The 20501-nt window shown below is 67.5% G+C and carries 18 protein-coding genes; 7 read left to right on the top strand and 11 right to left on the bottom strand.

Translation table 11 applies throughout. The annotated features are described in order from the left end of the window. The first annotated feature begins 66 nt into the window (after positions 1-66). Positions 67-1473 (top strand): class II 3-deoxy-7-phosphoheptulonate synthase, encoded by a 1407-nt coding sequence (locus BU28_RS0108455; protein WP_028719086.1) that lies wholly within the window; start codon positions 67-69, stop codon positions 1471-1473. 72 nt (positions 1474-1545) lie between these two features. Here BU28_RS0108455 and BU28_RS0108450 read toward each other — a convergent pair whose 3' ends face one another. Further along, positions 1546-2325 (bottom strand): PAS domain-containing protein, encoded by a 780-nt coding sequence (locus BU28_RS0108450; protein WP_028719085.1) that lies wholly within the window; start codon positions 2323-2325, stop codon positions 1546-1548. Between the two features lie 186 nt (positions 2326-2511). Here BU28_RS0108450 and gmk point away from each other — a divergent pair, with 186 nt between their 5' ends. From gmk to BU28_RS0108435, 3 genes are read left to right on the top strand one after another with little or no spacing between them, the layout of a single operon-like run. After that, the gene (gene gmk / locus BU28_RS0108445; protein ID WP_028719084.1) at positions 2512-3156 is read left to right on the top strand and encodes a guanylate kinase; all 645 of its coding nucleotides are present in this window, start codon (positions 2512-2514) and stop codon (positions 3154-3156) included. Then, positions 3140-3667, top strand: a complete 528-nt coding sequence (locus BU28_RS0108440) for a gamma carbonic anhydrase family protein (protein ID WP_028719083.1) — start codon at positions 3140-3142, stop codon at positions 3665-3667. Before gmk ends, BU28_RS0108440 begins: the two co-directional genes overlap by 17 nt. Then, positions 3664-4716: an ATP-binding protein gene (locus tag BU28_RS0108435; RefSeq protein WP_028719082.1), complete on the top strand. Its 1053-nt coding sequence runs from the start codon at positions 3664-3666 to the stop codon at positions 4714-4716. Before BU28_RS0108440 ends, BU28_RS0108435 begins: the two co-directional genes overlap by 4 nt. A gap of 12 nt (positions 4717-4728) precedes the next feature. On the opposite strand, the gene BU28_RS0108430 is transcribed toward BU28_RS0108435, so the two are convergent. Further along, positions 4729-5607, bottom strand: a complete 879-nt coding sequence (locus BU28_RS0108430) for a LysR family transcriptional regulator (protein WP_028719081.1) — start codon at positions 5605-5607, stop codon at positions 4729-4731. A gap of 117 nt (positions 5608-5724) precedes the next feature. On the opposite strand from BU28_RS0108430, the gene BU28_RS0108425 reads away from it, so the two are divergent. Next, positions 5725-6963: an aromatic ring-hydroxylating oxygenase subunit alpha gene (locus BU28_RS0108425; protein WP_028719080.1), complete on the top strand. Its 1239-nt coding sequence runs from the start codon at positions 5725-5727 to the stop codon at positions 6961-6963. Between the two features lie 2 nt (positions 6964-6965). Further along, entirely contained in the window at positions 6966-8033 is a 1068-nt protein-coding gene (locus BU28_RS0108420; RefSeq protein WP_028719079.1) for an FAD-binding oxidoreductase, read from the top strand. A gap of 16 nt (positions 8034-8049) precedes the next feature. On the opposite strand, the gene guaD is transcribed toward BU28_RS0108420, so the two are convergent. The 4 genes from guaD to xdhA are packed head-to-tail and all read right to left on the bottom strand — an operon-like array spanning position 8050 to position 13824. Next, positions 8050-9345: a guanine deaminase gene (gene guaD, locus BU28_RS0108415; RefSeq protein ID WP_028719078.1), complete on the bottom strand. Its 1296-nt coding sequence runs from the start codon at positions 9343-9345 to the stop codon at positions 8050-8052. Then, entirely contained in the window at positions 9333-10076 is a 744-nt protein-coding gene (gene xdhC, locus BU28_RS0108410; protein ID WP_028719077.1) for a xanthine dehydrogenase accessory protein XdhC, read from the bottom strand. The genes guaD and xdhC overlap by 13 nt, the downstream gene beginning before the upstream one ends. Further along, positions 10073-12382, bottom strand: coding sequence for a xanthine dehydrogenase molybdopterin binding subunit (gene xdhB, locus BU28_RS0108405; RefSeq protein WP_028719076.1), 2310 nt, complete (start codon positions 12380-12382; stop codon positions 10073-10075). Before xdhB ends, xdhC begins: the two co-directional genes overlap by 4 nt. Beyond that, entirely contained in the window at positions 12379-13824 is a 1446-nt protein-coding gene (gene xdhA / locus BU28_RS0108400; protein ID WP_028719075.1) for a xanthine dehydrogenase small subunit, read from the bottom strand. Before xdhA ends, xdhB begins: the two co-directional genes overlap by 4 nt. A gap of 117 nt (positions 13825-13941) precedes the next feature. Here xdhA and BU28_RS0108395 point away from each other — a divergent pair, with 117 nt between their 5' ends. Further along, positions 13942-14838, top strand: coding sequence for a LysR family transcriptional regulator (locus BU28_RS0108395; protein ID WP_028719074.1), 897 nt, complete (start codon positions 13942-13944; stop codon positions 14836-14838). Positions 14839-14842: 4 nt separating this feature from the next. On the opposite strand, the gene BU28_RS0108390 is transcribed toward BU28_RS0108395, so the two are convergent. The 5 genes from BU28_RS0108390 to BU28_RS0108370 form a co-directional block, all read right to left on the bottom strand. Next, positions 14843-15481, bottom strand: coding sequence for a LysE family translocator (locus BU28_RS0108390; protein WP_198944938.1), 639 nt, complete (start codon positions 15479-15481; stop codon positions 14843-14845). A 104-nt stretch (positions 15482-15585) separates the two neighbouring features. Next, positions 15586-16833 (bottom strand): urate hydroxylase PuuD, encoded by a 1248-nt coding sequence (locus BU28_RS0108385; RefSeq protein ID WP_028719072.1) that lies wholly within the window; start codon positions 16831-16833, stop codon positions 15586-15588. A 237-nt stretch (positions 16834-17070) separates the two neighbouring features. Continuing rightward, a complete protein-coding gene (locus tag BU28_RS0108380) occupies positions 17071-18537 on the bottom strand; it encodes a nucleobase:cation symporter-2 family protein (RefSeq protein WP_028719071.1) in 1467 nt (488 codons plus the stop codon). 213 nt (positions 18538-18750) lie between these two features. Beyond that, positions 18751-19101: a hydroxyisourate hydrolase gene (gene uraH / locus BU28_RS0108375; protein WP_028719070.1), complete on the bottom strand. Its 351-nt coding sequence runs from the start codon at positions 19099-19101 to the stop codon at positions 18751-18753. A gap of 8 nt (positions 19102-19109) precedes the next feature. Beyond that, positions 19110-20450 (bottom strand): 8-oxoguanine deaminase, encoded by a 1341-nt coding sequence (locus BU28_RS0108370; protein WP_028719069.1) that lies wholly within the window; start codon positions 20448-20450, stop codon positions 19110-19112. Positions 20451-20501: the final 51 nt, after the last annotated feature.

Genomic DNA, 20501 nt, shown 5'->3' with positions numbered 1-20501 from the left:
CAAGGCTTTTCCTTTGCGCCTTTAGGTTCTATATGCCGACCACCCATTTCTCAGGAGGACAGGATAATGGCACAGCAGAACTCGGCTTCCGCGACCCCGGCCAAGGCATGGGAAAAGCGGGGCTGGCGCGCCTATCCGCGCGTCCAGATGCCGGACTATCCTGACCAGGCCGCGCTGAACGCGGTCGAGGCGCAACTGGCGAAGTTCCCGCCGCTGGTCTTTGCGGGCGAGGCGCGGCGGCTGAAGCAGTCCCTGGCCGAGGTCGCCGCCGGACGCGCCTTCCTGCTGCAGGGCGGCGACTGCGCCGAGAGCTTCAGCGAGTTTTCCGCCGACAACATCCGCGACACCTTCAAGGTCATGCTGCAGATGGCCGTGGTGCTGACCTGGGGCGCGCAGCTGCCGGTGGTCAAGGTCGGGCGCATGGCCGGGCAATTCGCCAAGCCGCGCAGCGCGCCGACCGAGGTGATCGGCGGGCAGGAGCTGCCCAGCTATCGCGGCGACATCATCAACGGCTTCGACTTCACCCCCGAGGCGCGCATCCCAGACCCGCAGCGGATGCTGTGGGCCTATACCCAGGCCGCGGCCTCGCTGAACCTGCTGCGGGCCTTTTCGACCGGCGGTTACGCCGACATCCACCGCGTGCAAAGCTGGATCAGCGACTTCACCGGCGGCGAGGAGGCGGCGCGCTATCGCGACATCGCCGACCGGATCAGCGACGCCATGGCTTTCATGGCGGCGGCCGGCGTGACCTCGGACACGGCGCATGACCTGGCCAAGGTGGATTTCTACACCAGCCACGAGGCCCTGCTGCTGGAATACGAGGAGGCGCTGGCCCGCATCGATTCCACCACCGGCCTGCCGGTCGCGGGCTCGGGCCACATGATCTGGATCGGCGACCGCACCCGCCAGCCCGACGGCGCGCATGTGGAATTCTGCCGGGGTGTGCAGAACCCGATCGGGCTGAAATGCGGCCCCTCGACCACGGCCGAGGATCTGAAGGTACTGATGGGCAAGCTGAACCCGGAGAACGAACCCGGCCGGCTGACGCTGATCGCGCGCTTTGGCGCGGGCAAGGTGGGCGACCACCTGCCGCGCCTGATCCAGACCGTCCAGGCCGAGGGCGCGAACGTGGTCTGGTCCTGCGACCCGATGCACGGCAACGTCATCAAGTCCTCGACCGGCTACAAGACGCGGGCCTTCGATTCCATTCTGCGCGAGGTGCGCGAGTTCTTTGCCGTGCATCGTGCCGAAGGCACCATCCCCGGCGGCGTGCATTTCGAGATGACGGGCAAGGACGTGACCGAATGCACCGGCGGCGTGCGTGCGGTGACGGACGAGGACCTGTCGGACCGCTATCACACTGCCTGCGACCCGCGCCTGAACGCCAGCCAGTCGCTGGAACTGGCCTTCTTGGTGGCCGAGGAGCTGCGCAACCGCCGCATGGACGAGGCGCGGCAGGCCAGGGCGGTCTGATCCCGCCAGGGATGCAAAGGACAGGGCGGCCGGGGCGATCCGGCCGCCTTTTTCCTGTCGCAGAAGTCGGGCCTATGTCCGGGGCCGGCGGGGCCGGGGCGGTTCGGTCGTGCTGACGATGCGGAAGCGGGCGCGGCGCTCCTCGGGGGTCGAGGGGCTGGCCGGGGCGGGCGCCTCGGGTTCGGCCTTGCCGCGCCAGGCGGCGGGGCGTTCGGCAAAGCCCGTGGCCGAGGCCGAGGGCTCGATCACCCTGGCGCCGGGGATGACCGGCATCACCTCGTCCGAGACTAGGTCGAAACGGCGCGGCGCCTGGCCGACCTGACCCTCGGCCACCAGGCACCCCAGGGCCCGGGTGATGTCGCCCAGGTCCGAGCGCAGCGGCAGGAGCACCATCTGCCCGGCCATCGCGGGCCGGCCGTATGTGGCGGGGCTGTCCAGGTGCAGCAGCGCGATCTGGGGCCCGCGGAACACGCTTTCCAGCACGTCCGACAGCCGGCCGCGCGATCCGGTGTTCAGGAAGGAACAGACCGGCATCCCGCGCACCTCCATCCCCATCAGGTCGATCAGGTGGCGCCCGGCCAGACGAAAGCGCGCGGCCCCCGGCGCGATGCGTTCCAGGATGAAGGCATAGTCCAGCGCGCGGCGCATGCCCTTGGGTTCGACATCGGCGCGGGCGGGGATGGCGCGGCCCTGGCGCAGCCCGTCCCAATAGGCGCGCAGTTCCGCGACGATGCGGCCAGGTTGGACAGGTTCGAAATCGGCCAGCCGCAGCAGCTTGCCGCCGTCGTCCTGCGGGTTGGGCGTCGGCAGAACCGTATCCTGCGCGCCGCCCGGGCCATCGTCCTCAGCCATGTCGTGACCAATCCAACCGTCGAAAGAACTCGTGATGCCTGTCGAAATCTAAACTCTTTGTTCACCGGTTCCGAGCGAATTCTCGACCGATGGTTAAAATCGGCCGGCGCCGGGGCGCGGCCCTTGACCCCGGTGCCCCGCCTGCGCCATTCAGGCGCCGCAAGGCACAGGCAGGGGATCGGCAGGATGGAACGCAGCGGGCTTCTGGTGATCCTTTCCTCTCCCTCGGGGGCGGGGAAATCGACGCTGGCGCGGCGGCTGATGGCCTGGGATCCGAGCCTGCGGTTTTCCGTTTCGGCCACGACGCGCCCGCCGCGTCCGGGCGAGGTCGAGGGCGACCATTACTATTTCCGCAGCAAGGAGCAGTTCCGCGCCATGGTCGCGGCGGGCGAGATGCTGGAGCATGCCGAGGTTTTCGGCAATCTTTACGGCACCCCGCGCCAGCCCATCGAGCAGGCGATGCTGGCCGGGCGCGACACGCTGTTCGACGTGGACTGGCAGGGCGGCCAGCAGATCCGGGCTTCGAGCCTGGGGGCGCATGTGGTGTCGGTCTTCGTCCTGCCGCCCAGCCTGGCCGAGCTGGAGCGCCGGCTGATCGCGCGCCAGCAGGACACGCCCGAGGTGATCGCCGCGCGGATGCAGAAAAGCCGGGACGAGATCAGCCATTGGGCCGAATACGATTACGTCATCGTCAACCACGACATCGACGACAGCACGCGCGCCCTGCAGACCATCCTGATGGCCGAGCGGATGCGCCGCGCCCGGCAGGTGGGGCTTGGCCCCTTTGTGCGCGCCCTGATGGAGGAGGAACGCCATGATCTGGGAACTTGACGGCATCGTGCCGCTGATCGCCGGGGACGCCTGGGTCGCGCCCGACGCGCAGGTGATGGGCCGCGTCGTGCTGGAGGCGGGCGCCAGCGTCTGGTTCGGCGCCGTCCTGCGCGGCGACAACGAGGAGATCCGGGTCGGCTGCGGGTCCAACGTGCAGGACCTGACGGTCTGCCACACCGACATGGGCCATCCGCTGACCATCGGCGCGGATTGCACCATCGGCCACCGCGCTATCCTGCACGGCTGCACCATCGAGGACGGCGTGCTGATCGGCATGGGCGCCACCGTCATGAACGGGGCGCGGATCGGCGCGGGCTCGCTGGTGGGGGCGGGGGCGCTGGTCCCCGAGGGCAAGGAGATCCCGCCCGGCTCTCTGGTCATGGGCGCGCCGGGGCGGATCGTGCGGGAACTGGACGCCGAGGCGCGCGCGCGGCTGCTGAAATCGGCCGAGGGCTACCGGCGCAACGCCGTGCGGTTCCGCCAGGGACTGGCCGCCCCGGCCCGGCCATGACGCCCGAGGCGCTGCGCCAGGTCCTGCGCGCCGTTCCGATCGCCATGCTGGTCACGGACCGCAACGCCCGGCTGGTCGGTGCCAATGACGCGGCCGAGGCGCTGCTGGGCCCGATCCCCTCGGCCCGGCCCTTCGTCACCGTGCTGCGCCATCCCGAGATCAACGCCGCGCTGGAATCGGTGCTGGCGGGGGCCGAGCGCGCGCGGCTGAACGCGACCCTGCCCGCCGAGGGGCGCAGCGTCTTTTGCGAAGTGACGGTGACGCCCCTGTCGCTGGGCGGCAAGGGCGGGGCCGCCGTGGCCATCGAGGACCGCACCCGCGACGAGGAGACCGAGCAGATGCGCCGCGACTTCGTGGCCAACGTCAGCCACGAGCTGCGCACGCCGCTGACCGCGCTTCTGGGCTTCATCGAGACCCTGCGCGGCCCGGCCCGCAACGACGAGGCGGCGCGCGACCGCTTCCTGGACATCATGGAGCGCGAGGCGGGGCGCATGAACCGGCTGATCGGCGATCTGCTGTCCCTGAGCCGGGTCGAACAGGACAAGCGCCGCCGGCCGGTCGAAAGCGTCGATCTGGCGGCCCTGCTGCGCGGCACGGTCGCTGCGCTGAGCCCGGCCGCCGAGGCCGTCGGCGTCCGGCTGGAAAGCCGCGGCATCGAGGGCCCGACCGTGGTGCCGGGCGACAACGACCAGCTGGTGCAGGTGTTTCACAACCTGGTCGAGAACGCGGTGAAATACGGCGCCAGCGGCGGGCTGGTCATCGTCAGCCTGGAGCGGATCGAGCATGAGCCGGTAGTGCGTGGCCCGGCCTGGGCCGTCACCGTCGAGGACCGGGGCGAGGGGATCGAGGCGCGCCACCTGCCGCGCCTGACCGAGCGCTTCTATCGGGTGGACACGCATCGGTCGCGCGCCAAGGGCGGCACCGGGCTGGGCCTGGCCATCGTCAAGCACATCGTCCACCGCCACCGCGGCCGGCTGCGGATCGAAAGCACCAGGGGGCAGGGCAGCCGCTTTACCGTGCTTCTGCCCGAAAGCCTGGGCCGGCTCTAGCGCCGCCCGGCCTTAGGCGCTTTGCACCAGCCAGTCGGCGAACAACCGGGCCTTGGCCGAGGCGCGCGGATTGAGCCGCAGCGAAAAGGCCACGGGCGAGGGGATGCCCTCGGGAACCAGCGCGACCAGCCGGCCGCCCTGGACGGCGCGGGTCATCAGCCCCTCCCAGCCCAAGACCGCGCCGACATCGTCCTCGGCCGCCTGCAGGGCGATCATGTGGTTGTTGACAAAGAAGCTGCGCCCCGACGGCTGCGGCAGGCCCAGTTCCCGGAACCAGTCGCCCCAGCCGGTCCAACCGCTGCGGTCATCGCTCATGTGGACCAGCGGCGCGGCCAGCAGGTCCCGCACGCCGCGAATGGCGTGGTCCCGGGCAAAGCGCGGCGTGCCATAGGCCAGGATGCGGTCGCGAAAGATCTCGCGCCAGTCATCGCCGTTTCCTTCGGGCGTGGCATAGCCGATGCTGATGTCGTGCCGGCTGGAGGCCCCGGCCACGTCGCTGATGATCTGCGAAACGGTGATCCGGGGGTGGATCTTCCAGAAGGCGGTGATCTTGGGGGTCAGCCACAGCGCGCTGACGGCCGTGGTCGTGCGGATGGTCACGTCCACCGCGTCGGGGCGGTCGCGCAGCCGGCTGACGGTGTCCGAGATCGTCTCGAAGCTGCGTTGCAGCGAGACCAGCAGGACCGCGCCCCGCTCGGTCAGTTCGACCCCGCGGTGCCGGCGGATGAACAGGGCGCAGCCAAGATCCTGTTCCAGCGCCTTGATCTGGTGGCTGACGGCGGCGGGCGTCACGTTCATTTCCTGCGCCGCCACCTTGAAGCTGGCGTTGCGCGCCGCCGCCTCGAAACAGATCAGCGCGGTCATGGACGAGAAATTATAGGGCCTGGGCACGGGTTTCCGCCGGTCTGGGTTTATCTGAGATAATCCGAATGAATTTTTCTGCCGTTGTCAAGAAAGCCCGGCCTGCGCCACCATCGGCCCCAGATCAACCCCAACCCGGAAGCCGCCATGTCCGCCACCCAACCCTCGATCCACGATCTTCTGGCCCGCCGCACGCCCGGCCACGCGCTGGAGCAGCCCTTCTATACCTCGCCCGAGGTCTATCAGCTGGACCTGGAAAACATCTTCTATCGCGACTGGCTGTTCGCCATCCCGGCCTGCCAGCTGGTCAAGACCGGCAGCTATGCCACGCTGAAGATCGGCGCCTATAACGTCGTCATCGTGAAGGGCCGCGACGGAGAGATCCGGGCGTTCCACAATTCCTGCCGGCATCGCGGCTCGATCGTGTGCAAGGCGCGCGAGGGCCAGGTAGCCAAGCTGGTCTGCCCCTATCACCAGTGGACCTACGACCTGGACGGCAAGCTTGTCTGGGCCAGCAACATGGGGCCCGACTTCGATCCCGGCCAGCACGGGCTGAAGCCGGTCGCGCTGAAGAACCTGCGCGGGCTGATCTATGTCTGCCTGGCCGACAACCCGCCGGATTTCGACGAATTCGCCCGCGCGGCCGAGCCCTACCTGGCCGTCCACGACCTGACCGACGCCAAGGTCGCCTATTCCTCGACCATCGTCGAGAAGGGCAACTGGAAGCTGGTCTGGGAAAACAACCGCGAATGCTATCATTGCAGCGGCAACCACCCGGCGCTGTGCCGGTCCTTCCCGCTGGACCCCGAGGTCGCGGGCGTTTCGGCCGATGGCTCGATCTCGGCCCGGCTGCAGAACCACTTCGACGCCTGCGCGGCGGCGGGCGCGCCGGCGCAGTTCCTGCTGGGCGGCGACGGGCAGTTCCGCCTGGCGCGGATGCCGCTGCAGGAAACCGCGGTCAGCTACACCATGGACGGCAAGGCCGCTGTCGCCCGCCAGCTGGGCCGCGTCGCCAAGCCCGATGCCGGGTCGCTGCTGATGTTCCACTATCCCAGCACCTGGAACCATTTCCTGCCCGACCATTCACTGACCTTCCGCGTCATGCCGATCAGCCCGACCGAGACCGAGGTCACGACCACCTGGCTGGTCCACAAGGACGCGGTCGAGGGCGTGGACTATGACCTGAAGCGCCTGACCGAGGTCTGGATCGCCACCAACGACGAGGATCGCGAGATCGTCGAGACGAACCAGGAGGGCATCTTCTCGCCCGCCTATGTGCCCGGTCCCTATTCGCCGGACTGGGAAAGCGGCGTGGTCCAGTTCATCGACTGGTATGCCGACTGGATGGAACGCGCGCTCGCGCCCCAGCGCATGGCGGCCGAGTGACCATGAACGCGCTGGTGAAACCGACCCTGGCCTTCTGGAGCGACGCGGAAGAACTGGAATGCGCCTCGTTCCTGCAAGAGGCGCCGGATGTGATGACCTTCTGCTTTCGCAGCCCCACCGGCGCGTTGTTCAGCTATGAGCCGGGGCAGTTCCTGACGCTGGAACTGCCCCTGCCCGGAGGCGCGGTGCATCGCACCTATACGATCTCGTCCTCGCCGTCGCGGCCGACCTCGCTGACGGTGACGGTCAAGGCGCAGCGCGACTCCGTCGGGACACGCTGGATGTTCGACCATCTGCGGCCGGGCATGCGCATCCGCGCCAGGGGGCCGGCGGGCGCCTTTTCGATGATGCGGGCGCCGGCCGAGAAGTATCTGTTCATCTCGGCCGGGTCGGGCATCACGCCGATGATGTCGATGACGACCTTTCTGTACGATTCCGGGCGCGACCCGGACATCGTCTTCGTCAACTGCGCGCGCCGCCCGTCCGAGATCATCTTCCGCGAGCGTCTGGAGCATATGGCGACCCGCGTTGCCGGCATCGACCTGAAATGGATCGTCGAGGCGCCCGATCCCTATCGCCCCTGGACCGGGTATCGCGGCATCTTCAACCAGCTGATGCTGGGGCTGATCGCGCCCGACTATCTGGAGCGCGACGTCTATTGCTGCGGGCCCGAGCCTTTCATGCAGGCGGTGCGCGACATCCTGCACGGGCTGGGCTATGACATGGCCCGCTATCACCAGGAAAGCTTTGGCGGTCCCCCGGCCCAGGCCGAGGCGGTGCCCGAGGACATCGTGCCCCAGGACGGCGCCCTGGCCGAGGTGACCTTCGCCGCCTCGGGCAAGACCGCCCGCGCGGCCGAAACCGAGACGATCCTGGCGACCGCGCGCGCGGCGGGCATCCCGATCCCGTCGGGCTGCGGCATGGGCATCTGCGGCACCTGCCAGGTGCAGAAGCTGTCGGGGCAGGTCCACATGGTCCACAACGGCGGCATCACCGACGAGGACATCGAGGCGGGCTACATCCTGGCCTGCTGTTCCCGCCCCATCGGCGCCGTGACGATCGACCTGTGACGCCGGGTCGGGCGGGTCAGGGCGTCGCGGACGGCCGGTCCAGCATGGGCTGGCCTGCGACATAGGTCTGGGCCACGCTGCGGTCGTCGCCCATGATCTGCAGGATGAACAGCTCCTCGGCGAGCGTCGTGGCACGTTCCATCCTTAGCGCCATGGCGGGCGTCGTGCGGCTGTCGAGCACCACCAGGTCGGCCATCGAGCCGGGGGCCAGGGTGCCGATCTCGTCCTCCATCCCCAGCACGCAGGCATTGCCGCGCGTCGCCCAGTGGAAGGCTGCGAAGGGGTGCAGTTTCTGGCCGCGCAGCTGCAGGATCTTGTAGCCCTCGTTCAGGGTTTGCAGCATGGAATAGCTGGTGCCGCCGCCGATGTCGGTGGCGATGCCCGATGAGATGCCGCGCGCCCGCAGGCCGCCTTCGTCGAAAAGACCCGAGCCCAGGAACAGGTTCGAGGTCGGGCAGAACACCGGATGGCTGCCGGTCTCGGCCATGCGGGCGATCTCGCGTTCCTCGAGATGGATGGAATGGCCGAGCAGGATCTTGTCGCCCAAGAGGCCGTAGGTTTCGTAGATGTCCAGGTAATCGCGCGCCTTGGGGTAGAGGCTGAGCGTGAAGGCGATCTCGTCCCTGTTCTCGCTCAGATGCGTCTGGATGTGGCAATCGGGATGTTCGTGCACCAGCTGGCCGGTCATCTCCATCTGCTCGGGCGTCGAGGTGATGGCGAAGCGCGGGGTGATGGCATAGCGCTGGCGGCCGGTGCCGTGCCATTTCGCGATCAGCGCCTTGCTGTCGTCATAGCCCTGTTGCGGCGTGTCCAGCACGCCTTCGGGGGCGTTGCGGTCCATCATCACCTTGCCGGCGATCATCGCCATGTTGCGGCGGTCGGCGGCAGAGAACAGCGCATCAGTCGATTGCGGATGGACCGAACAGAAGGCGACCGCCGTTGTCGTGCCATGGGCAAGGAGCAGGTTCAGGAAATGCTCGGCCATCTGCGGGGCATGGCCCTGTTGGGCGAAGCGGCTTTCCTCGGGGAAGGTATAGGTGTTCAGCCAGTCGAGAAGCTGCGCGCCCCAGCTTGCCACCACCTGCACCTGCGGGAAATGGATATGGGTGTCGATGAAGCCGGGCAGGATCAGGTGCGGGCGGTGGTCGATTTCGGGCAGGCCCAGGCCGCGCAGGGCGGCGTAATCGCCTACGGCCTCGATCCGGCCGTCATGGGTGATGACGGCGCCGTCCTCGTGATAGGTGAAGGCGTCTTCGGTTTCCACGGGGTCGGCGTGGAAGGAGAGCGTACGCCCCCGGATCAGCTGTCGCATGGGTATTTGTTCAACAAGGAAACGGTCTGGGTCAGGCGGCCGATGATTTCGGCGGCGGTGAAGGCGGCGATGACCTCGGGGCGCTTGTCATGGCTGTAGCCGGCGCCGATGGGGCAGGTCAGCCGGTCGGTGTCCAGCCCCTGGGCGCGGGCAAAGCGGCGGAACTGCGCCAGCTTGGTCTTGGAGCCGATCATGCCGATATAGGGCGCGTCCATGCGGCGCAGCGCCTCGGCCGCCAGCAGGAAGTCCAGCGCATGGTCATGGGTCAGGATGACATGGCTGGTGCCGTAGGGGGCGTGGCGGATCTCGGCCTCGGGCAGGGGCGTCAGGCGGCTTTCGCCCGGCGCCTGCGCGATTTCGGGCGCCCGCTGGTCGATCAGGATCGGGCGCAGCGGCAGGAGCGACAGGGCGCGGGACAGCGCCCGGCCGACATGGCCCGCGCCGAAGATCAGGACCTGCGGATGGTCGGGATGGGTGGGCATCCGGTCGCTGCGGGTCAGCGCGAGTTCGACCCGGCCGCCGCAGCACTGGCCGATCTCGGGGCCCAGCGGCACGTTCATCCGGGCGGTAAGCTCGCCCCGCGCCAGCATCTGGCGGGCGCGGTCGATGGCCATGTATTCCAGCTGCCCACCGCCGATGGTGCCGATGGTCGTGGTCTCGGACACCATCATCTCGGCCCCGGCCTCGCGCGGGGTCGAGCCGCGCGTATGGGTGACCAGGACGCGGATCATCGCAGCGCCTCGATCGCCATCAGCACGCGTTCGGGCGTCGCGGGCGCGTCGATGCGCGGGTTTTCGCGATAGCCGTTGAAGCTGGCGACCGCCATGTTCAGCGCTTGGAAGACGCTGATGCCCAGCATGAAGGGCGGCTCGCCCACGGCCTTGGACCGCTTGATGGTGTTTTCGCGGTTCACCGACCAGTCGGCGAGGGCCACATTGAAGACCTTGGGCCGGTCGGATGCCAGCGGGATCTTGTAGGTCGAGGGCGCGTGGGTGCGCAGCCGCCCCTTGGCGTCCCACCACAGCTCCTCGGTGGTCAGCCAGCCGGTGCCCTGGACGAAGGCGCCCTCGACCTGACCCTTGTCGAGCGCAGGGTTCAGGCTGCGGCCCACGTCATGCAGCACGTCGGCGCGTTCGATGACATATTCGCCGGTCAGCGTGTCGACCGAGACCTCGGAGCAGGCGGCGCCATAGGCGTAGTAATAGAACGGCCGGCCCTGTCCGGTGTCACGGTTCCAGTGGATCTTGGGTGTCTTGTAGAACCCCGCGGCCGACATCTGCACCCGTGCCAGATAGGCGGTGTTGATGAAGTCCTGGAACGGAATCTCCTCGTCCCCGATCCGCACCGTCTCGCCGATGCTGACCAGTTCTGGGGCGACCTTCTTGGCCTCGGCGGCAAAGGCGGTCAGGCGTTCGATCAGCTGCCGGCAGGCATCCAGCGCCGCCATGCCGTTCAGGTCCGAGCCGGAGCTGGCCGCCGTGGCCGAGGTGTTCGGGACCTTTTCGGTCGTGGTCTTGGTGATCTTGATGCGGTCGATGTCGACGCCCAGGGCCTCGGCCACCACCTGGGCGACCTTGGTGTTCAGGCCCTGACCCATTTCGGTCCCGCCGTGGTTCAGGTGGATCGAGCCGTCGGTATAGATGTGGATCAGCGCGCCCGCCTGGTTGAACCAGGTCGCGGTGAAGCTGATGCCGAACTTGACCGGGGTCAGGGCGATGCCTTTGCGGATCGCGCCGCCCTCGCGTTCGGCGCGCGCGTTCCAGTCCAGCACCGCCTGGCGCCGGGCGTGATAGTCGCTGCTGGCCTCGAGTTCCTCGAAGATGCGCGGCAGGATCTGGTCCTCGACCTCCTGGTGATAGGGGGTCAGCTGGCCGTTCCGGTAGAGGTTCAGCTTGCGGATTTCCAGCGGGTCGCGGTTCAGCGCATAGGCGATGTCCTCGACGATGCGCTCGGCCATGACGACGCCCTGCGGACCGCCGAAGCCGCGGAAGGCGGTGTTCGAGCAGGTGTTGGTGCGCATCGGGTGGCTGCGCAGTTCCACGGCCGGATAGTAGTAGGCGTTGTCGGCGTGAAACAGCGCCCGGTCGGTGACGGGGCCCGAAAGGTCCGCCGAAAAGCCGCAGCGGGCGTAGAAATCGGCATCCACCGCATGGATCTTGCCGCTTTCGTCATAGCCGACATTGTAGTCGATGACGAAGTCGTGCCGCTTGCCGGTGATCTGGAAGTCGTCGTCGCGGTCGGGGCGGATCTTGACCGGGCGGTGCAGCTTTTTCGCGGCCAGGGCGGCGGTGACGCAGAAGATGTTCATCTGCGATTCCTTGCCGCCGAAGCCGCCGCCCATGCGGCGCACGTTGACGACGACCGCGTTCGAGGGGATGCCCAGCACATGGGCGACCATGTGCTGCACCTCGGACGGGTGCTGGGTCGAGGTGTGGACGATCACATCGTCGTCCTCGCCCGGGATGGCAAAGGCGATCTGGCTTTCCAGATAGAAGTGCTCCTGCCCGCCGACGGTCAGCCGGCCCGACAGGCGGCGCGGTGCGCGGTCCAGTTCCGCCATGTCGCCGCGCGCCAGCTTCAGGGGCTTGGTCACATAGCCCAGGCCCGCGTCGCGCGCCCCGATGGCGTCCAGCGCAAAGGGCAGTTCGTCATACTCCACGCGGGCCAGGGTGCAGGCGCGCCGCGCCTGGTCGCGGGTTTCGGCGATGACGGCAAAGATCGGCTGGCCCAGGAAATGCACCTCGGGCGTGGCAAAGACCGGATCGTCGTGATGGCCGTTCGGGCTGATGTCGTTCATGCCCGGGATGTCCTCGGCCGTCAGGACGCAGACCACGCCCGGCGCGGCGCGCACGGCATCCAGGTCCATCGCGGTGATGCGGCCATGCGCGACCGACGACAGGCCCAGATAGCCGTGCAGCGTGCCCACGGGCTCCAGCAGGTCGTCGGTATAGTCGGCGCGGCCGGTCACGTGCTTGACGGCCGAGTCGTGGATGATAGACGTATGGGCGGCGCCCTTGACGAAAACGTCCTGTTTCATTCGACCCTCCTCAGGCGGTGTTCCGCGCCCGACTGTTCAAGCCAGAAGCGGCGGAAGAAGTTGGCGGCAAGGTGCTGGCGGTATTCGGCCGTGGCCCGCCAGTCGGACAGCGGCTGGAAGTCGCCCCCGACAGCCTGCGCGGCGGCCTCGAAGGTTTCGGCGGTGAAGGGCTGGCCCTTCAGTGCGGCCTCGGCCCGGGCGGCGCGTTTCGGGGTGGCGGCCATGCCGCCGAAGGCCACGCGCGCAGAGGTGATGGTCGCCCCGTCGGTTTCCACCCGGAAGGCGGCGGCGGATGCGGTGATGTCGGCGTGGTGGCGTTTGCTGACCTTATAGGCCGCGATGCGCGCGTCGCCCTTCAGCGGCACGGTGACCGATTCCACGAACTCGCCCGGGCGGCGGTCCTGCTTGCCGTAGTCGATGAAGTAATCCTCGACCGCGACCTCGCGCGTGCCCTCGGTGCTGCGCAGCCGGACCGTGGCCCCCAGCGCGATCAGCAGCGGCGGGGTTTCCCCGATGGGCGAGCCGTTCGCGACGTTGCCGCCGATGGTGCCGGCATTCCTGACCTGCCAGCCGCCGATGCGGCGCCAATAGTCCAGCGCCTCGGGGAAATGCTGCAGGACAAAGGGCTCAAACTCGGTATAGGTGACGCCCGCGCCGATGGTGATATGGCCCGGCGTGATGTGGATGTGCTTGAGGTCGGCCAGATGGCCGATGAACACGGCGGGCGAAATGTCGCGCAGGAATTTCGTCACCCACAGGCCCACGTCGGTCGCCCCGGCGACGATGGTGGCCTTGGGATTGTCGGCCAGCACCGCCGCCAGGTCGGCGGCATCGGCGGGCAGGATGGCGCGGTCTTCGCCGCGCGCGACCTCGACCCGCTCGGCCGGGATCGCGGCCAGCGCCGCCGTCACGCGGTCGCGTTCGACGGTCAGCGCGTCGAAGTTCTGGCCGCCCGCCTCGGAGGCCGCGAAGGCCGCCTTGACGATGGGCTCATAGCCGGTGCAGCGGCACAGGTTGCCTTGCAGCGCGGTTTCGATGGCCAGCATGTCGGGGCGCGGGTTTTGCATCCACAGCCCGTAAAGCGCCATGACAAAGCCCGGCGTGCAAAAGCCGCACTGGCTGCCGTGGTGTTCGACCATCGCCGCCTGGACCGGGTGCAGGCCGCCGTCCGGGCCGCGCAGATGCTCGACCGTGACCACATGGCAGCCGTGGCACGACGCCAGGAAGCGGATGCAGGCGTTGATCGGTTCATAGCGCAGCGCGCCGTGGTGCAGCCGGCCGACCAAGACGGTGCAGGCGCCGCAGTCGCCTTCGGCGCAGCCTTCCTTGGTGCCGGTCAGGCGGCGGTTCAGCCGCAGGAAATCCAGAAGCGTGTCGCGCGACCCCGCCTCGGTCAGGCGGATCTCGGTATTGTTCAGCAGAAAGCTTATCTCGCCGCCCATCATGTCCTCGCTGGCATCGCTGGGTATAAGGCAAGCCTAGATGCGAATTGGCCTTTGCGAAACGATGGATTGAGCATAAGACTTTCAGCCGTTCCTTGAAAGAAGCAGGTGAGAGCCGTGCCATATCTTGAAAGTCTTCGGGTTTTCGTGCGGGTGATCGAACTGGGGTCGATCACGGCGGGCGGGCGCGATCTGCGCATGTCGCCGGCAGTTGCCTCGAATCGCATCAAGGATCTCGAGACGCGCTTCGGCGTGCGGCTGCTGAACCGCACCACCCGCAAGCTGGTCCCGACCGAGGTGGGGCGCGCCTTCTATGACAGCGCGCGCCGGGTGATCGAGACCCTGGACGAGGCCGAGGCGGTCGTTTCGGGGTTTTCGGGCAATCCGCATGGCGCCTTGCGGGTCACGGCGCCGCTGGGGCTGGGGCGGCGGCTGATCGCGCCCTTGGTGCCGCGGTTCTGCGACGAATATCCCGGCGTCGAAATCCGGCTGCGGCTGTCGGACCGCAATGTCGACATCATCGCAGACGGGATCGACCTGGCGTTCTTTCTGGGCGAGCCGCAGGATTCGGCGCTGAAGTGGCGCCGCATCGCGGAATGCCGGCGGGTTCTGGTGGCAACGCCCGATTATCTGGAAAGGCATGGCGCACCCGCCCAGCCCGACGACCTGGTCAAGCACAACTGCCTGCTGCTGCGCTATCCGCGCAGCCCGGAATATTACTGGGTGCTGCAAACGCCCGAGGGACCGCAGAAGCTGCTGGTGAACGGCCATTTCGACGCCGACGACGGCGACGTGCTGACCGACTGGGCGCTGGAAGGGCGCGGCATCGCCAACCGCCCGCATTACGAGGTGGTCGAGCATCTCGGCTCGGGGCGGCTGGTCGAGATCTTGCCCGACTGCCGTCCGCTTCCGTCGCAATTCGGCGTGTTGACGCCGCACCGGCGGCTGCAGGACCCCAAGGTGCGCCTGTTTGCCGATTTCATCGCGCGTGAGACGCGGCGGCACTTCGGCTGAGGCTTCAGCACAGGGCGGCCAGTATCTGCGCCGAGAAAACCGCCAGAGCCCCCGAGGTGATCCAGCGTTGCCCGCGCAACCAACCGGGGTGGCGGATCAGAAAGCCCGCGAGCGACCCGGCGGTCAGGGCCACCGCGGCGTTGACGGCAAGCCCGATTACGATATGCACGGAACCCAGGGTCAGCGATTGCAGCCAGATGCTTCGCGCCTCCACCACGACGAACAGGGGCAGCAGCGTCAGATACAGCAACGCCACGCCCGGGTTCAGCAGGTTGGTCAGAAAGCCCATCAGGAACAGCCCGCCTCGGCTTTCCGGGGGATGCTGGGCAGGAGGCCGCCCGAACAGCCCGTCCGCCGCCAGAAGCCGGACCGCGAGGACTGCCAGATAGGCCGCGCCCGCCAGCTTGAGCAGCACCAGTGCCCGGGGCTGGGCCAGCAACATCGCTGCAACCCCCGTCACCGCGCAAAGCAGGTAAAAGACATATCCCAGGGCGATCCCGCCCAGCGAGACGAGCCCCGCCCAACGGCCCCGACAGATCGAACAGGATATCAGGTAGGCCATGTTCGGACCCGGCGTCACGGCAAGTCCGAAGGCAAGGCCGGCAAAGGCCAACAGCGTTGGCGCAGACGGCAACCCAGACATGAAAAGAACTCGTAAAGAATAATTTGCCGCCTTCCATGATAGCACGGCGGCGGGATTTTCTCAACGAGTCGGTGGTCTGGCGGGGCGTTCCCCGGCGCCCGCGGTCAGTTCAGCGCGAAGGTCGTGGGTAGCGAGCGGTACCAGTCCACGATGGCCTGGCGTTCGGCCGGCTCCATGAAGCTGACGTTCGCGGGGGGCATGGCGTTGGTCACGCCGGCCTGGATGTAGATTTCCCGCGCGGCGCGGGTGATGTCGTCGGGGGTTTCCAGCAGGACGCCCTTGGGGGCGGTGTGGATGCCCTCGTACGAGGGCTCTCTTGCGTGGCACATGCTGCACCGGCCCATGACGGCGCCATAGGCGTCGTCCCAGCCGGGCGCGTCCACCATGGCCTGCTGGGTCGGGGTCAGGATGCGGGCCTCGGATTCCTCGACCGTCTGACGCAGCATCGGCGCGGTCGAGATCCACATGACGATGACGAACAGGATCGTCGTGACCGCCCAGGTCCACCACAGGTAGCCCTTGCCGGCGTGCATGCTGTTGAAGAAATGCCGGATGGTCACGCCCATCAGGAAGATCAGCCCCGCGATCACCCAGTTCAGGTCGTGGGCAAAGGCCAGCGGATAGTGGTTCGACAGCATCAGGAAGACGACCGGCAGCGTCAGGTAGTTGTTGTGCGTCGAGCGCAGTTTGGCGATCTTGCCGTATTTCGGATCGGCGGGACGCCCGGCCTTGAGGTCGGCGACGACGATGCGCTGGTTCGGCATGATGACGAAGAACACGTTCGCCGTCATGATCGTGGCGGTAAAGGCGCCCAGGTGCAGCATGGTGGCGCGGCCGGTGAAGACCTGGTTGTAGCCCCAGCCCATGACCATCAGCAGGACGAACAGCAGCAGCATCAGCAGGGTCGGCGTCTCGCCCAGCCGGGACTTGCAGAGGTTGGTGTAGACCAGCCAGCCCACCGACAGCGAGGCGGCCGAGATCAGGATCGCCTGCCAAGGCGCCAGGTCCATCTTGGCCGGGTCGATCAGGAACAGCTCGGACCCCACCCAGTAGGTGACCATCAGGAGCGCCGCCCCCGAGATCCAGGTCATGTAGCTTTCCCATTTGAACCAGATCAGGTGCTCGGGCATCCGCTCGGGCGCGACCAGGTATTTCTGGATGTGGTAGAATCCGCCACCATGGACCTGCCATTCTTCTCCGTGCGCGCCGGCCGGCAGGCCCGGCACCTTGCGCAGGCCGAGGTCGAGAGCGACGAAATAGAAGGAAGAGCCGATCCAGCAGATGGCGGTGACGACATGCGTCCAGCGGATGGCAAAGGCGAGCCAATCCCAGATGACGGCGAAATCGGACATGAAGTGCTCCTGTCTAGCTGGGATTTTCTTAACGCAGGGCAAGGATAGGCGAAAATCGGGCCAGTTGCCTTGGCTGTCTTAAGCCTGCGTTGAAAATCTTTCCGTGTTTGCGTCGGTTGCAATGAAAAAGAGGGGGCTTTGCCCCCTCCGGCGCACAGCGCCTCCTCCCCCAGGATATTTTTGCAAGAAAGAAGCAGGCCTGCCCGGTTCTGTTGCGGGCCTGGCCATGGTCTTGGCTTAGTGGCCCCCGGCCGGAAGCAGGGCGATTTCCTTGCCGTCGGCATCGAACATCTTGCCGTCGAGGTAATAGTCGCCGTCGCGCAGCTGCGAGAGGTCGGTGTAGCGGATCACCCGCTCGGCCGCCGCCCCGAAGACCGAGGGCTGTTCCGAGTTTCCGGCGGTGAAGTAGTTGAACATCAGGTTCAGCAGGATCGCCATCAGCGCCGAGGAGCTGATTCCCGAGTGGAAGATGGTCTGCACCCAGGTCGGGAAGTGGTGGTAGAACTCGGGCAGCATGATCGGCAGGGTGCCGAAACCGATCGAGGTCGCCACGATGATCAGGTTCATGTTGCCCTGGTAGTTGACCTTGGCGAGGGTGCGGATGCCGCTGGCCGTCACGGTGCCGAACAGCACGATGCCCGCGCCGCCGAGGACCGGCATCGGGATGGTGGCCACGACCGGGCCCATGATCGGCAAGAGCCCGAGGCAGACCAGGATCGCGCCGCCGGTGGCGACCACATAGCGGCTTTTCACCCCGGTGACGGCGACCAGGCCGACGTTCTGGGCGAAGGCGCTTTGCGTGAATGAACCCACGACCGGCGCAAGCATGCTGGACAGCATGTCGGCGCGCAGGCCGTCGCCCAGCCGGCGCGAATCGACCTTGGTGCCGACGATTTCGCCCACGGCGAAGATGTCGGCCGAGGTTTCGACCAGGGTGACCAGGATGACGATGAACATCGACAGGATCGCGGCGGTGCCGAAGGTCGGCCAGCCGAAGTGGAAGATGTCGGGCAGCGCCACGACCGGGCCGTTGCCCACCTGCGAGAAGTCGGTCATGCCCGCTGCCCAGGCGATCGCGGTGCCGGCGACCAGCGCCAGCAGGATCGACAGGCGCGAGATCGTGGCATTGCCGACCTTGCTGAGCAGCAGCACGATGGCAAGCGTCACCCCGGCCAGCAGGATGTTGCTGGTGCTGCCGAAATCCTCGGCCCGGCTGTTGCCGCCCATGGCCCAGCGGCCGGCGACCGGCATCAGCGTCAGGCCGATGGTGGTGATGACGATGCCCGCCACCAGCGGCGGAAAGAACTTGGTGACGCGCGCGAAGATCGGCGTGATCAGCAGCCCGATCAGCGAGGCGGCGATCACCGCGCCGAAGACGGCCTGGATGCCGCCGTTGCCCGAGATGGTGATCATCGTCGCGACCCCGGCAAAGGACACGCCCTGCACCAGCGGCAGCTGGCAGCCGAAGAAGGGCAGGCCGATGGTCTGCAGGATGGTGGCGACGCCGCCCGCAAAAAGCGACGCGGTGACCAGAAGCCCGATGTCGGCGGGCGACAGGCCCGCGGCCTGGCCGACGATCAGCGGCACGGCGACGATGCCACCGTACATGGTCAGGATATGCTGGATGCCATAGGCCAGATTCGCGAAAAGCCCCAGCTTTTCGTCCTCGGGCCGGATGGGCGTGGTTTCTGGGGTTGGTTGCACTTTCTCTCCTCCCATTCCCTGGAACCTGCGATCTCCTCCCGCAAGCTTGGCCGATGTTTATCGACCTTGGTCAGCGATGACTTCCAAGGATAGTTTAAGGCTGCATAAAGCTTTGATAGAAGATCGCGGCGGCAGGTGCGTCCCGTGGCCCGGCCGCCGGATCAGGGGCAGGGCGCTACGTCGCGCCCGGCCAGTGTCGTTGCGTCCTGCGGATCAGCTGCCGCGATAGGTCGAGAACCCGTAGGGCGAGATCAGCAGCGGCACATGGTAGTGGTCCTGTTCGGACATGCCGAAGCGCAGCGGGATCTGGTCCAGAAAGCGGGGCTTGGCGGCCTGGTGGCCCTGGGCGTCCAGCCATTCGCCGACATGGAACACCAGTTCGTATTCGCCGGTCTGGAATTCGGCTTCCGGCAGGATCTGGCTGTCGGTGCGGCCGTCGTGATTGGTGACGGTTTCCTTGAGCAGCCGGCGCTCGGGGTCGAGCCGATAGAGTTCGATCCGCATGCCCTGGGCGGGGGTGCCGTTCGCGGTGTCAAGGACATGGGTGGTGAGATAGCCGGACATGTTCGCTCCTATCCGTTGGCGAGGCGATGGGTCGCCGCGCGGGCCTGTTCGTTGAGGTGATGCGGGTCGGCGGTAACCAGCCGGTGTTCGCAGACCACGGCGCGCCCCTCGACATAGACCGAACGTGGCCGCATCGGGGCGCAGAACACAAGGGCCGCGACCGGGTCCCATTCGCCCGCCGCCGCAAGCTCGGTCACGTCCCACAGCACCAGGTCGGCGCGCTTGCCGGGTTCCAGGCTGCCAAGGTCCGTGCGGCCCAGCACCCGGGCACCGCCCAGCGTCGCGATCTCCAGCGCCTCGCGGGCGCCCATAGCGGCGGGGCCGTTCTTCAGCCGGGCCATCAGCATGGCCTGGCGCGCCTCAAGCCCCAGATGGCTGCAATCGTTGCTGGCCGAGCCGTCGACGCCCAGGCCCACCGGCACGCCTGCGTCGCGCATGGCGCGCACCGGCGCGATGCCCGAGGCGAGCCGCGCGTTCGAGCAGGGGCAATGCGCGACCCCGGTGCCGGTGCGGGCGAAGAGGTCGATTTCCTTGTCCGACAGTTTCACGCAATGCGCGTGCCAGACATCGTCCCCGGTCCAGCCCAGGCTTTCGGCGTAATCGCCGGGCAGCATGCCGAAGTTCTGCAGCGAATAGGCGATATCCTCGTCATTCTCGGCCAGGTGGGTGTGCAGGCGCACGCCTTTCTCCCGGGCCAGGATGGCCGCGTCGCGCATGAGTTCCCGGCTGACCGAGAAGGGCGAGCAGGGGGCAAGCCCCACCTGCACCATGGCGCCGGGGTTCGGGTCATGGAAGGCGGCGATCAGGCGTTCGCTGTCCTTCAGGATGGCGGATTCGGATTCGACCAGCGCATCGGGGGGCAGGCCGCCCTTGCTTTCGCCGATCGACATGGCGCCCCGGGTCGCGTGGAAACGGATGCCGATCTCGGCCGCGGCCTCGATGCTGTCGTCAAGGCGCGCGCCGTTCGGGAACAGATACAGGTGGTCCGACGAACAGGTGCAGCCCGACAGCGCCAGTTCGGCCAGCCCGATCTGCGCGGACAGCCGGATGTCGCCCGGCGTCATGCGCCCCCAGATCGGGTAAAGGGTGCGCAGCCAGCCAAACAGCGCCGCGTCCTGCGCGGCAGGTACCGCGCGCGTCAGGGTCTGGAACAGATGGTGATGGGTGTTGACCAGGCCGGGCGTGACGACGCAGCCCCTGGCCTCGATGATTTCGGCGCCTTCGCCGGCAAGATCTTGACCGACGGCAAGGATGACCCCGCCGTCGATCAGCACATCTCCGCCCGCGATCTCGCGCCGGGTGCCGTCCATCGTCACGACGACTTCGGCCTTGCGGATCAGGGTTTTCATGGCTTTCCTTTCTGGACGGCCCGGCGTGATTGCCGGGCCGGCGCGTCCGTC

The sequence above is a fragment of the Paracoccus yeei ATCC BAA-599 genome, assembly GCF_000622145.1.
Classification (GTDB): Bacteria; Pseudomonadota; Alphaproteobacteria; order Rhodobacterales; family Rhodobacteraceae; genus Paracoccus; species Paracoccus yeei.
This window is presented reverse-complemented; position numbering and strand designations above follow the sequence as displayed.